The sequence below is a fragment of the Enterobacter sp. WCHEn090032 genome (genome assembly GCF_003986875.1).
GTDB classification, from domain to species: domain Bacteria; phylum Pseudomonadota; class Gammaproteobacteria; order Enterobacterales; family Enterobacteriaceae; genus Enterobacter; species Enterobacter sichuanensis.
In genome coordinates this window covers 1-13,069 of record NZ_RXRN01000035.1, presented here as the reverse complement: position 1 = coordinate 13,069, position 13,069 = coordinate 1, and the positions used below count along the sequence as shown (strand labels likewise).

The 13,069-nt window shown below is 61.2% G+C and carries 13 protein-coding genes; 1 reads left to right on the top strand and 12 read right to left on the bottom strand.

Annotation, left to right across the window (positions count from 1 at the left end):
* Positions 1-8: 8 nt before the first annotated feature.
* The 12 genes from paaX to paaA form a co-directional block, all read right to left on the bottom strand.
* The gene (gene paaX, locus EKN83_RS20825; RefSeq protein WP_126801608.1) at positions 9-944 is read right to left on the bottom strand and encodes a phenylacetic acid degradation operon negative regulatory protein PaaX; all 936 of its coding nucleotides are present in this window, start codon (positions 942-944) and stop codon (positions 9-11) included.
* A 186-nt stretch (positions 945-1,130) separates the two neighbouring features.
* Complete coding sequence (paaK, locus tag EKN83_RS20820) at positions 1,131-2,453, bottom strand: phenylacetate--CoA ligase PaaK (protein WP_126801607.1); 1,323 nt, start codon at positions 2,451-2,453, stop codon at positions 1,131-1,133.
* Positions 2,454-2,480: 27 nt separating this feature from the next.
* Positions 2,481-3,686 (bottom strand): 3-oxoadipyl-CoA thiolase, encoded by a 1,206-nt coding sequence (pcaF, locus tag EKN83_RS20815; protein ID WP_126801606.1) that lies wholly within the window; start codon positions 3,684-3,686, stop codon positions 2,481-2,483.
* On the bottom strand, positions 3,686-4,108 hold the full coding sequence (gene paaI, locus EKN83_RS20810) for a hydroxyphenylacetyl-CoA thioesterase PaaI (RefSeq protein ID WP_045286536.1): 423 nt from the start codon (positions 4,106-4,108) through the stop codon (positions 3,686-3,688). The genes pcaF and paaI overlap by 1 nt, the downstream gene beginning before the upstream one ends.
* Entirely contained in the window at positions 4,098-5,522 is a 1,425-nt protein-coding gene (gene paaH / locus EKN83_RS20805) for a 3-hydroxyacyl-CoA dehydrogenase PaaH (RefSeq protein WP_126801605.1), read from the bottom strand. Before paaH ends, paaI begins: the two co-directional genes overlap by 11 nt.
* A 1-nt stretch (position 5,523) precedes the next feature.
* Positions 5,524-6,312, bottom strand: a complete 789-nt coding sequence (gene paaG / locus EKN83_RS20800; RefSeq protein ID WP_025757967.1) for a 2-(1,2-epoxy-1,2-dihydrophenyl)acetyl-CoA isomerase PaaG — start codon at positions 6,310-6,312, stop codon at positions 5,524-5,526.
* Positions 6,312-7,079, bottom strand: coding sequence for a 2,3-dehydroadipyl-CoA hydratase PaaF (gene paaF, locus EKN83_RS20795; RefSeq protein ID WP_126801604.1), 768 nt, complete (start codon positions 7,077-7,079; stop codon positions 6,312-6,314). Before paaF ends, paaG begins: the two co-directional genes overlap by 1 nt.
* A complete protein-coding gene (gene paaE / locus EKN83_RS20790; protein WP_126801603.1) occupies positions 7,076-8,146 on the bottom strand; it encodes a 1,2-phenylacetyl-CoA epoxidase subunit PaaE in 1,071 nt (356 codons plus the stop codon). Before paaE ends, paaF begins: the two co-directional genes overlap by 4 nt.
* 7 nt (positions 8,147-8,153) lie before the next feature.
* Positions 8,154-8,651, bottom strand: coding sequence for a 1,2-phenylacetyl-CoA epoxidase subunit PaaD (paaD, locus tag EKN83_RS20785; RefSeq protein ID WP_025757970.1), 498 nt, complete (start codon positions 8,649-8,651; stop codon positions 8,154-8,156).
* Between the two features lie 11 nt (positions 8,652-8,662).
* Complete coding sequence (gene paaC, locus EKN83_RS20780; RefSeq protein ID WP_045286531.1) at positions 8,663-9,409, bottom strand: 1,2-phenylacetyl-CoA epoxidase subunit PaaC; 747 nt, start codon at positions 9,407-9,409, stop codon at positions 8,663-8,665.
* A gap of 8 nt (positions 9,410-9,417) precedes the next feature.
* On the bottom strand, positions 9,418-9,705 hold the full coding sequence (gene paaB, locus EKN83_RS20775) for a 1,2-phenylacetyl-CoA epoxidase subunit PaaB (RefSeq protein WP_025757972.1): 288 nt from the start codon (positions 9,703-9,705) through the stop codon (positions 9,418-9,420).
* Positions 9,706-9,717: 12 nt separating this feature from the next.
* On the bottom strand, positions 9,718-10,647 hold the full coding sequence (gene paaA, locus EKN83_RS20770; RefSeq protein ID WP_047958490.1) for a 1,2-phenylacetyl-CoA epoxidase subunit PaaA: 930 nt from the start codon (positions 10,645-10,647) through the stop codon (positions 9,718-9,720).
* A 284-nt stretch (positions 10,648-10,931) separates the two neighbouring features.
* On the opposite strand from paaA, the gene paaZ reads away from it, so the two are divergent.
* Complete coding sequence (gene paaZ, locus EKN83_RS20765) at positions 10,932-12,974, top strand: phenylacetic acid degradation bifunctional protein PaaZ (protein ID WP_126801601.1); 2,043 nt, start codon at positions 10,932-10,934, stop codon at positions 12,972-12,974.
* Positions 12,975-13,069: the final 95 nt, after the last annotated feature.

Genomic DNA, 13,069 nt, shown 5'->3' with positions numbered 1-13,069 from the left:
CTCACTCCTTATGCGCATGTCAAGCCGCCAAAGCGTTGATAGTAGAGCGTGCCGGGCACAGGCAGTTCGCCGACGGAGGTTTCGCCCTTCTCGCTGACAAACGCCAGCGCCCCCGGTGCCACACGCTGATAAATATTGATGCAGAGCTGTCGGGCGCTTTGCCCGGCCCAGTGCGCAGGCAGTAACTCCTCCGGCAGCAGCGGGTCTTTTAGCACCACACGACGATAAAAGTGGATCAGTAACAGCTGGATCTGGAAGCAGCGTTCCGGCGTCAACTCTTCCGGCGCGGCCTCTTTCAGCAGCGGCAGCAGCGGGCGGAACGAGGTGATAAACGTCTCGTACATCGCGTTTTGCTCGGTCAACTGCCAGCACTCTTCGACCCGGGAACGCAGCGCGGCGCGGGAGAGCGCCAGCGGCGAGTGGGCTTCAAAGAAAATCACGTTTTCCGCCACGCCGGCATCGTGTAGCAGGGACTGCACATCCGCCAGATGCTGCGACGGCGAGGCCATCAGGCTCGGCGCCAGCGTGCCAAACCCCTGCCAGATAAGCTGTTTTTTGACGTCGGCGAGGGTGTTTTTATCCAGCCCCTCGGAGAGCAGCAGTAACCATTTACCGTCCCAGGCGGGCAGTTCCGCGCGGTAGATCTTATTCTCCGCGCGACGCGTCAGGCGCAGCCCTTTATCGCTCAGGCGGTAAAAACTGCGCCGCCCGATGCGCGAGACGTCGAGCCAGCCCTCTTTGTTGAGGCGGAACAGCGCGGTACGCACGAAGCGTTCACCAAACCCCATCCCTTCCAGCAGGGCGGCCAGACTACCGAGCCAAATCTCACCGCCGCGATGGGAAAGCGCATCACCGTATAACGAGGAAATAAGGGATGTCCCGCTGACTGGAACGGAGCTGACCGCGTGCTGGATAAAGGCGTCGAGTTTATTCATGTGATTCATTCTGTTGTTATTTTTGTCCTGGATGAATCATAGCATAGGACCCTCACCCTGACCCTCTCCCCAGAGGGGAGAGGGGAAAAGACCGCACCGAGCAGTCCCTTCACCCCTTTCGGTGGAGGGAAAAGACCGCACCGTACAGTCCCTTCTCCCCTTCGGGGAGAAGGTCAGGATGAGGGGGGGGGTGTATCAACCGTTGGCCGCCACCTTACGCAGATCAAACACCCGGCAGGCTTTGCCCTCTGAGCGCGGGATACTGCCGCAGTTCACGATCGTCACGTCGGTGGAAATCCCCACCATCGACTTGATGCGGTGACGCAGCTGGTGACACACCTGGCAACGCTGCTCGTGCGTTAGCGTCAGGCTGCTCTCTTTTAGCTCCACCTTCACGGAAAGTGAATCAAGATGCCCACGACGGTTGACCTCCAGCTGGTAGTGCGGAGAGAGGTGTTCGAACTTCACAATCTCCTCTTCCAGCTGTGACGGGAAGACGTTAACGCCGCGGATGATCAGCATATCGTCACTGCGACCGCTGATGCGGTCCATGCGGCGCATGCTGCGCGCCGTCGCCGGCAGCAGACGCGTCAGGTCGCGGGTGCGATAGCGGATCACCGGCAACGCCTCTTTGGTCAGCGTGGTGAACAGCAGTTCGCCCTGCTCGCCGTCATCCAGCGGCGTGCCATCGTTCGGGTTGACGATTTCCGGGTAGAAGTGATCCTCCCAGATGGTCGGGCCGTCAACGGTTTCGATACACTCCATCGCCACCCCGGGTCCCATGACCTCCGAGAGGCCATAGATGTCCAGCGCCGTGATGCCTAAGCGTTTCTCAATTTCGCGGCGCATCGCCTGGGTCCACGGCTCGGCGCCGAAGACACCCACGCGCAGGGAACAACTGCTGGCATCGCCGCCCATCTGCCGCTCCAGCTCCTCAATCAGGTTTAGGCAGTAGGAGGGCGTCACCATGATCATATCCGGCTGGAAATCACGGATCAGCTGCGCCTGTTTCTCCGTCTGGCCGCCGGACATCGGGATCACCGTCGCCCCTAAGCGCTCGGCGCCATAGTGTGCCCCCAGCCCGCCGGTAAACAGGCCATAGCCATACGCCACGTGAATTTTGTCCTTCGCGCTGCCGCCCGCGGCGCGCAGGGAACGGGCCACCAGATTGGCCCAGTTGTCAATGTCGCCTTGCGTGTAGCCGACAACCGTCGGTTTGCCGGTGGTACCGGATGAGGCGTGAATACGCACTACCTGCTCCATCGGCACGGCAAAGGTATCGAATGGGTAGTTATCCCGCAGGTCCTGCTTGGTGGTGCACGGGAATTTACGGATATCCGCCAGCTCTTTGAAATCGTCAGGGTGAACGCCCGCGGCGTCAAACTTGCGTTTGTACATCGGCACGTTGTTCCAGGCGTGATGCAGCGTCCATTTCAGACGCTCGGTCTGCAGCGCCTGTAACTCGTCAATGGAGGCCGTCTCAATCGGATCAAGCTTTGTTGTATTTGTCGTTGTCATTGCAGGGTACTCACATTGAAAATTTGATCAAACACGCTCAAGGATCATGGCAATGCCCTGACCCACACCGATGCACATCGTACACAGCGCGTACCGCCCGCCGCGTCGATGCAGTTCATTGCTGGCTGCCAGCGCCAGCCTGGCCCCGCTCATGCCGAGCGGGTGGCCCAGCGCAATCGCCCCACCGTTTGGGTTAACGTGTGCGGCATCATCCGGCAGCCCCAGCTGACGCAGCACGCCCAGCGCCTGGGAGGCGAAAGCTTCGTTAAGTTCGATAACGTCCATATCGTTAATACTGAGCCCGGCACGCTCCAGCACCTTGCGGGTGGCAGGTACCGGGCCTAATCCCATCAGGCGTGGCGCCACGCCAGCCGTTGCCATCGCCACGATCCTCGTGCGCGGGACTAACCCCTGCGCCAGCGCCGTCTGCTCGCTGGCAACGATCAGCGCCGCCGCGCCGTCGTTGACGCCGGAGGCATTGCCCGCCGTGACTACCCCGTTTTGACGGAACGGCGTTTTCAGTGCGGCCAGCTGTTCAAGCGTGGTGTCCGCACGCGGATGTTCATCCACGCTGAATTCGGTGACCGCGCCCTTTTTACCCGCTACCTGCACCGGCACGATCTCCTGCGCCAGAATGCCGTTCTGCTGCGCCTGTGCGGTACGCTGCTGGCTGCGCAGCGCAAAAGCGTCCTGATCGGCACGACTGATATTTAACAGTTCAGCTACATTCTCTGCCGTTTCCGGCATACTGTCCGTTCCGAAGTGCTGATGCATGAGCGGATTCACAAATCGCCAGCCGATGGTGGTATCAAATATCTCCGCCTGACGCTGAAACGCGGCGGTGGCTTTGCCCATCACAAACGGCGCACGGGACATCGACTCCACGCCGCCCGCAATCAGCAGATCGCCGTCGCCCGCCCTGATAGCGCGTGCGGCAAAACCAATCGCGTCCAGCCCGGAGCCGCACAGGCGGTTGATGGTGGTCCCGGAGACCGTTTGCGGGAGCCCGGCCAGCAATGCCGACATACGCGCCACGTTGCGGTTATCTTCCCCCGCCTGGTTGGCGCAGCCGAAAATCACATCATCTATCCGCTCGAGGTCGAGCTGCGGGTAGCGGGCCAGCAGCGCGCGCAGCGGCACGGCACCGAGATCGTCGGTTCTTACCGTGGAAAGCGCGCCGCCGTAGCGCCCCACCGGGGTTCGAACGCCATCACAAATAAATGCATCACCCATCAGGCCTCTCCTGTCACACTGCCGCCGATGCGGTGAGATTTCCCGCGAAAAAGGGCGACGGTTTTCTGTTGTTGATTTTGGATCTCAATGTCATACACGCCCGTCAGCTTGCCCTGATGCTTCACCCGCGCGGTGGCGGTAAGCGTGTCCCCGGCAAAGCCCGGACGCAGAAAATCAATCGAGCAGCCTGAGGCCACCGCTGCCAGCCCCTGGCTGTTGCAGGCGTAGGCAAAAGCAGTGTCCGCCAGCGAAAACAGCTGTCCGCCGTGGCAAGTGTTGTGCCCGTTGAGCATCTGCGGGGTGATGGTCATGGTCACCACCGCGTAGCCCTCGTCCATCTCGACAATATCCATCCCCATCGCCTGCGCGCAGGCATCCCGTTCGTACATGGCGCGGGCGTTGTGCCAGGCGTTATGACTCATAGCTACTCTCCAGAAGCGCGCGCTGGCGTAGCAGTGAACAGGGGCGATAGCGTTCTTCACCATAATGGCGCTGCAGGTTCTCCAGCAGCGTCAGCAGGCGCTGCCAGCCCAGTCGTTCCCCCCAGGCGATCGGGCCGCTCGGGTAGTTGACGCCAAGACGCATGGCGGTATCGATATCCTTCTCGCTGGCCACCCCTTTTTGCAGGGCATCCAGCGCTTCATTGGCAATCATCGCCACCGTGCGCCAGATCAACAGGCCAGGATAATCGGCGATTTGCACCACCCGTTTTCCCTGCTGTTGCAGGTAGCGGATGACTTTTTGCGTCGAGGTCAGGGGGTTGCTGGCGGCGGCCGCAATCACCGCCACGTCGCCTTCAATGCGGTCTACCACCACCACCGGGCCGCTCAGGCGTAACGCCAGCGCCTGCGCGGTTTCCCCCTGCGTTTCGATGAGATACACATCATCAATTTTTGTGACACTGTCACGTTCTTTCTCAACGCGCATCGGGCTGTAGCTGTCATCTACGGTCTCAATCCACTGTACGGTGGGTTTGTCACCCTGCCAGTCGTAAACGCCCTTCCCGCTCTTTTTGCCCAGCCTTCCAGCCAGCACCAGCTCCTGCTGCACCAGCGAGGGGAGAAAACGCCGCTCCTGCCAGAAGGCGTTAAATACCGAGCAGGTCACCGCAAAATTAACGTCCTGACCAATCATGTCGGTCAGCTCCAGCGGCCCCATCGGGAAACCGCCCCCTTCGCGCAGGGCAGCGTCAATCACCTCTGGTGCTGCCACCTGCTCTTCCAGCGCGCGCCAGGCTTCGGAATAGAACGGACGCGCGACGCGGTTGACGATGAACCCCGGCGTTGACTGGCAGCGAACCGGCTGTTTCCCCCAGTTGAGCGCCAGCTCGCACAGCGCGTCGGCCACTTCCGGGGAGGTCGCCAGCCCGCTGACCACTTCCACCAGCTTCATCACCGGCGCCGGGTTAAAGAAATGCAGCCCCGCGACGCGTTCCGGGTGGTGTACATCCGCCGCGATTGCCGTGATCGAAATGGAAGAGGTGTTGCTGGTCAGTACCGTCTGCGCCGGGCAGATCTCAGCCAGCCGGACAAACAGCGCTTTTTTCACCTCAAGACGCTCAGAAGCGGCCTCTATCACCAGCTCCGCCGTAGAGAGCGCGCTGATATCAGTGACCGGGAGCAGCCGGGCGAGGATCTGTCCGCTGGTATCTGCAGAGAGTTTGCCGCGCGTGACCCGGGAAGCCAGACGCTGGCGGATCCCCTCAATGGCGCGTGAAATCGCATCGGCGGAGATGTCGTAAATCAGCACCTGATGGCCATGGCTGGCAGCAACCTCGGCGATGCCAGCACCCATCGTGCCGCTGCCAATCACGGCGACAGTCCGTATGTTCAACATCTTATTTCCCCGTAAAGTGTGGCGCGCGCTTCGCCAGGAAGGCGCTGACGCCCTCGCGATAGTCGTCGCTGCGCCCGGCCAGACGTTGATAGTCGCGCTCGAGATCGAGTTGAGCGTCCAGGGTGTTGGTTTCCGCGGCATTGATCGCCTGCTTGATCAGCCCCAGTCCGAAGGTCGGCTGCGACGCAAAGTGCAGCGCCATCTGCTGCGCGGTAGCGGAGAGCTGTTCGTCATCCACCACCTGCCAGATCATCCCCCAGGCCTGCGCCTGTTCGGCGCTCAGCTTGTCACCGAGCAGCGCCAGCCCCATGGCACGGGCGCGTCCGGCTACCCGCGGCAGCAGCCAGGTGCCACCGCAGTCCGGGACTAACCCGAGCTTGCTGAAGGCCATCACAAAACTGGCGGAACGCGCCGCAATCACCATGTCGCACCCGAGCGCCAGCGTGGCACCGGCTCCGGCCGCCACGCCGTTGACCGCGCAGATGACCGGCTTCGGCAGTTTTGCCAGGCGACGAACCAGCGGGTTGTAAAAGGTTTCAACGGACATACCCAGATCCGGCGCCGGGCCGTTGGGGTCGACATTACGGTCATTCAGATCCTGACCGGCACAGAAACCGCGTCCGGCGCCGGTGATCAGCAGGCAGCGAACGGTGTCATCACGCTCAGCCTGTTTCAGGCACTCGGCGAGTTGCTGATGCATCACGTCATTGAAGCTGTTCAGACGCTCCGGACGGTTCAGCGTAAGGGTCATTACGCCCTGTTCTACATGACTGAGAATAAATTCCACAATTAGCGTCCTTTAAAGTCGGGGGTGCGTTTTTGTAAGAAGGCGTCGATGCCTTCCCGGCGGTCTTCAGTGGCAGAGAGCAGCGTAAACAGCTGACGCTCCTGGGCCAGCCCGGCCTGCAGCGGCACCTCCTGAGACTGGCGCAGCGCCTGTTTCGCCGTCTGCAGTGCCAGCGGCGAGTGGCGCGCCATCAGGCTCGCCTGCTTCAGGGCATACTCCAGCGTCAGCGCGGCCGGGAAAACATCACTGACCAGCCCGGCGCTCAGCGCCTGCCCGGCGGAAATGCTCTCGCCGGTCAGCACCATTTTGCTGGCCAGCGATTTACCGACGCAGCGGATAAGACGCTGGGTACCGCCCGCGCCGGGCATAATGCCGAGCGTGATTTCCGGCAGGCCAAAACGGGCGTTGTCACCGGCAATCACCACGTCGCACAGCAGCGCCAGCTCGCAGCCCGCTCCCAGCGCGAAGCCGTTCACGGCGGCGATCAGCGGTTTAGGAAAAGCGTTGATACGTGCCCACAGCTGCGGGCGAATATCGTTCAGGGTGGCAGGCAGGTCTTTCTGTGCCATTTCACTGAGATCCGCCCCGGCGGCAAAGCAGCGCTCGTTGCCGTAAATCACGCAGACAGCGACTCCGGTATCCGCTGCGGCGGCCTCAAGCTGCTCCGCCAGCTGCGTTAGCAGCGCATTGTTGAGGGCATTGCGCGCCGCCGGACGGTTCAACGTCAGCTGCAGCACGCGGCCATGACGGGTGACAGTCAGTTCGCTCATGCCATCCCCTTCGCGTCAAAATCCACGATAACGTCAGCGGTAAGCGGCAACGACTGGCAGCTCAGCACATACCCGGCGGCCAGCTCGTCCGGCTCCAGGCTGTAGTTGGTCGCCATGTCCACCTTCCCGCGCAGCACTTTGCATTTACAGGTGGCGCACACGCCGCCCTTGCAGGCATACGGGAGATCCGCCCCCTGGCGCAGGGCGGCATCAAGTATGCTTTCGTCGTCCGCCGTCAGGGTGATTTCACGGTCGCGTCCGTCCTGGCGCACGGTCACTTTCTGACCTTGTGCCTGCACGTGCACCGCGCGTTTAACAGTGATTCCGGCGGTATTGAAGCGCTCAAGATGAATCGATTTATCCGGCATTCCCAGCGCCTTCAGCGCGGCTTCGGCGTCGTCCATCATCGCCGATGGGCCGCAGATAAACGCTTCGTCATACTGGCGGAAGTTGATCAGGGTTTTCGCCAGCGCCTGCAGCTTCTCCCCGTCGATGCGGCCATAAAGCAGGTCGCTGTCCAGCCGCTCCTGGCTGAAGATGGAGACCAGCTGCAGCCGCTGGGGGTATTTGTCCTTCAGGTCCGCCAGCGCCTGGCGGAACATCATGCTCTGGCTGCTGCGGTTGCCGTAGATCAGCGTGAAATGGCTGTTCGGTTCGATCGCCAGCGTCGCGGAGATAATCGCCAGCATCGGGGTGATCCCGGAGCCTGCCGCAATCGTCAGATAGTGCCCCTCGCGCCCTGCCTGCGGCTGGTAGCCAAACTGTCCCTGGGGAACCATCACCTCCAGCGCCATACCCGCTTTGATCTCATCCCGGGCAAAGCGCGAAAAGCGCCCGCCTTCGATGGCTTTGACCGCCACACTGATCTCGCCCGGAGCGCTACTCCGGCAGATGGAGTAGCAGCGGCGCAGCTCATCCCCGCCCAGCGTCGTTTTCAGGGTCAGGTGCTGGCCGGGACGAAAGCGGTAGGCTTCCTGCAGCGCCTGCGGCACCGCGAACGTGATGGTCACCGCATCGCGGGTTTCGGGTTCCACTTTTGCCACTGTTAATGAATGAAACGTTGTCATGGCAGCCTCAAATACATTTGAAATAGTCGAAGGGCTCACGGCAGGCATTACAGCGATAGAGCGCTTTGCAGGCCGTCGAACCAAATTCACTGATAAGCGAGGTGTCGGTGCTGGCGCAGCGCGGGCAGCTCACCCCGGCTGGCGCGTGCGCGTGACAGCTATGGCCCACAGGCGGGCTGATGCCGTATGCCCGCAGGCGCTCGCGCGCGTCGGCGGTCATCCAGTCGGTGGTCCAGGCGGGTTCAAGCTGGAGCACGATATGCACCGGGGTAAAGCCATGGGCGGTCATCGCGTCGCGGATCGCCCCCAGCAGATGTTCCGTTGCCGGACACCCCGAGTAGGTGGGCGTGAAGCCAATAACCCAGCCTTCCCCCTGCGCCTTCACGCTGCGCACCATGCCTAAATCGGTGATGGTGAGTACCGGCACTTCCGGGTCCGGGATCTGGCTTAACAGCGCCCAGATTTGCGGAATTTGCGCAGGCGCGATGTCGACGAGGCGTTGCATAGCGTTCTCCTTTACCACTGCTGACCGGGATACGCGCGCTGGAGATACTGCATTTCCGCCAGCATCGGACCGAGATGTTCGGTATGCAGCCCTTTCTTGCCCCCGGTGCGGTACGCCACCTCTTCGGGCACCCGCAGGCAGGCTTCATTCAGACCGGCAAAAACTTCGCTTTCCCACGGCTGACGCAGCGTGCGCGGGTCAACCGCCACGCCGGCGTCAATCAATTCCAGCTCGACGTCATCCGCCTCAAACAGCTCCGCCGTAAAACGCCACAGGTTGTCGATGGCCTGCTGCATTTTTTGCGCGGAGGTTTCGGTGCCGTCCCCCAGCCGCACCAGCCAGCCGCGGCTAAAGCGCAGGTGGTAGCGTGCCTCTTTAACCGCTTTGGCGGCGATGGCGGCAAGCTGGCTGTCGCGGCTTTGGGTCAGGCGTTCGTACAGCGCGACGTTCCAGGCATCCATCAGATACTGGCGGGCAATCGTGTCGGCGAAGCTGCCGTTCGGCTGTTCCACCAGCAGAAGATTGCGGAACTGACGCTCGTCACGACCAAACGCCAGCGTGTCTTCATCGCCCTGTCCTTCCAGCCCGGCAGCATAGCTCAGGAAATTGCGCGCCTGGCCCAGCAGGTCAAGCCCGATATTGGCGAGCGCGAGGTCAATTTCCAGCTCCGGGGCGTGGCCACACCAGGCGCCCAGACGCTGGGAGAGCACCAGACCGTTGTCGCCCAGACGGAGGGCATAGGCAGTCACTGAATTCATTCTTTGCCTCACATGTGCTCGATGCCGTCGGGGAGGGTGTAAAACGTCGGATGGCGGTAAACCTTGCTTTCCGCCGGGTCGAAGAACTCGCCGCTCTCTTCCGGCTGGGAGGCGACAATCTCGCTCGCCTTCACCACCCAGATAGAGCATCCTTCGCTGCGCCGGGTGTAGGCATCACGGGCATTTTCCAGCGCCATGCGGTCGTCGGCGGCATGCAGACTGCCCACGTGACGGTGGGACAACCCTTGTTTGCTGCGTACGAACACCTCGTACAGCGGCCAGTAGACATTGCTCATGGTTATTTCCTCTTATGCGGCCTGACGGGCGCGTTGTTTTTCAGCATGCGCCAGCGCGGCTTCCCGCACCCATGCCCCCTCTTCCCAGGCTTTACGCTTGGCCGCCAGGCGTTCGTGATTGCAGATCCCGCGTCCGTTAATGACCTCTTCAAACTCCTGCCAGTCGATCTCGCCGAAACGGTAGTGACCGCTCTCTTCGTCAAAGCGCAGATCGGGATCGGGCACCGTCATGCCCAGCATCTCCACCTGCGGCACCGTGTTGTCGACAAAGCGCTGGCGCAGTTCGTCATTACCGAAACGTTTGATTTTCCAGGCCAGGCTGCGGGCGCTGTTCGGCGAGTTGTCATCGTTCGGCCCGAACATCATCAGCGCCGGCCACCAGAAGCGGTTGATGGCGTCCTGCAGCATCTGGCGCTGGGCCTCGCTCCCCTGCGCCAGCGCCATGCAGGCTTCAAAGCCCTGCCGCTGGTGGAAGCTCTCTTCTTTACAAATTTTCACCATCGCCCGGGCATAGGGCCCGTAAGAGGTGCGGCACAGTGCCACCTGGTTGACGATGGCGGCGCCATCTACCAGCCAGCCAATCACGCCGATATCGGCCCAGCTCAGGGTCGGATAGTTAAAAATGGAGGAGTACTTCATCTTGCCGTCGAGCATCTTCTGGTAGAGGTCTTCCCGCGCGCAGCCCAGCGTTTCGGCTGCGCTGTAGAGGTAGAGCCCGTGTCCGGCTTCGTCCTGCACCTTCGCCAGCAGGATCGCCTTTCGACGCAGCGTCGGCGCGCGGGTGATCCAGTTCCCCTCCGGCAGCATGCCGACAATTTCGGAGTGCGCATGCTGACCAATCTGGCGGATCAACGTCTTACGGTAGGCGTCAGGCATCCAGTCCTGAGGCTCAATCGCCGTCTCCTGCGCTATGCGCTGCTCAAACCGTTGTTCTTGCGTCACGTCATCACCTTTATGATTCGTTAGATTGCAAACTAAAGCGTAATGTTGAATCACTTTGTTTTTTAAAAGTTACACAAAGGTTAAATATAACCCCAAGAATTGTTTCCTGGTTTTGTGATGTCGCTCGCAAGGCTTTACCTGAGCGCCTCGCATCACTGCGATGTGAACGCAATAATTCGTCATCCCGGATCACAATGTTAACAATTCATTAAAACTCAGCTTGATTTTTATGATTCACGATCAAACTATTAATAGTGAAATTACGTAACATTTGGAGATAAGCGATGCAGCAGTTAGCCAGCTTCTTGTCCGGTACCTGGCAGTCTGGCCGGGGACGTGAACGCACTATTCATCACGCCATCAGTGGCGAAGCGCTGTGGAGCGTGACCAGCGAAGGGCTGGATATGGCAGCCGCCCGACGCTATGCAATTGAGCGCGGCGGCGAAGCACTTCACGCGATGACCTTTATCGAACGTGCGGCCATGCTGAAGGCGGTGGCAAAACACCTGCTGGGTGAGAAAGAGACGTTTTATGCCCTCTCCGCCCAGACCGGGGCGACGAAAGCAGACAGCTGGGTCGATATTGAAGGCGGCATCGGCACCCTCTTCACTTACGCCAGCCTGGGCAGCCGTGAACTGCCGGATGACACGCTGTGGCCGGAGGATGAACTGATCCCGCTGTCAAAAGAAGGCGGCTTTGCGGCGCGTCACGTTCTGACCTCGAAGTCCGGCGTGGCGGTGCATATCAACGCCTTTAACTTCCCCTGCTGGGGGATGCTGGAAAAACTGGCGCCGACGTGGCTTGCCGGCATGCCCGCCATTATCAAACCCGCGACCGCTACCGCGCAGGTCACGCAGGCGATGGTGAAATCCATCGTGGACAGCGGACTGGTGCCGGACGGCGCCATTAGCCTGATCTGCGGCGGCGCGGGCGATCTGCTCGAACAGCTCGACAGCCAGGACGTGGTCACCTTTACCGGCTCCGCCAGCACCGGACAAAGCCTGCGCGTGCACTCCAATATTGTGGCGAATTCCATTCCATTCACCATGGAGGCCGACTCCCTGAACTGCTGCGTGCTGGGTGAAGACGTCACCCCGGAACAGCCGGAGTTCGCCCTGTTCATCCGGGAAGTGGTGCGTGAGATGACCGCCAAGGCCGGACAAAAATGTACCGCCATCCGCCGCATTATCGTCCCGCAAAACCAGATTGAGGCCGTCAGCCAGGCGCTGATTGCGCGGCTGGAAAAGGTGGTGGTGGGCGACCCGGCGCAGGAAGGGGTGAAGATGGGCGCGCTGGTCAACGCTGAACAGCGCGCGGACGTGCAGGAGAAGGTGAATCAGCTGATCGCCGCTGGCTGTCAGATCCGTCTGGGTGGAAAAGCGGATTTGCAGGCCGCTGGCGCATTCTTCCCGCCGACCCTGCTGTTCTGTCCGCAGCCGGATGAAACCCCTGCGGTCCACGCAACAGAGGCTTTCGGCCCGGTTGCAACCCTGATGCCATATCGCAATGCGCAGCACGCGATGCAGCTTGCCCGCGCCGGCGGCGGCAGCCTGGCGGGAACGCTGGTTACCGCCGATTCGGCCATTGCCCGCCAGTTTATTGCCGGTGCGGCGCGCGCCCACGGCCGTATTCAGATCCTTAACGAGGAATCCGCAAAAGAGTCTACCGGGCACGGCTCCCCGCTGCCGCAGCTGGTTCACGGCGGTCCGGGCCGCGCGGGCGGTGGCGAAGAGCTGGGCGGACTGCGCGCGGTGAAGCACTACCTGCAGCGCACCGCGATCCAGGGCAGTCCGACCATGCTGGCCGCCATTGGCAAACAGTGGGTACGCGGCGCAACGGTGCAGGAAGATCGCGTGCATCCGTTCCGCAAATACTTCGAGGAGCTGCAGCCGGGCGACAGCCTGCTGACGCCGCGTCGTACCCTGACGGAAGCGGACATCGTGAACTTTGCCTGCCTGAGCGGCGACCACTTCTACGCCCATATGGACAAGATCGGCGCGGCAGAGTCGATCTTTGGCGAGCGCGTGGTGCACGGCTACTTCCTGATCTCCGCCGCGGCAGGACTGTTCGTCGACGCGGGCGTCGGGCCGGTCATAGCCAACTACGGTATGGAAAACCTGCGCTTTATCGAGCCGGTGAAACCGGGCGATACCATTCAGGTACGTCTCACCTGCAAACGTAAAACGCTGAAGAAACAGCGTACCGCAGAGGAAAAACCCACCGGCGTGGTGGAATGGGCGGTTGAGATTTTCAACCAGCACCAGCAGGCGGTGGCGCTCTACTCCATTCTGACGCTGGTGGCGCGCCAGCAGGGTGATTTCAGCTAACGCCCCTCACCCTGACCCTCTCCCCAAAGGGGAGAGGAATCCCAGTAATATTTTTTACCGGAAGCGATAAATGTTGCTTCAGGAAAATTAATGGC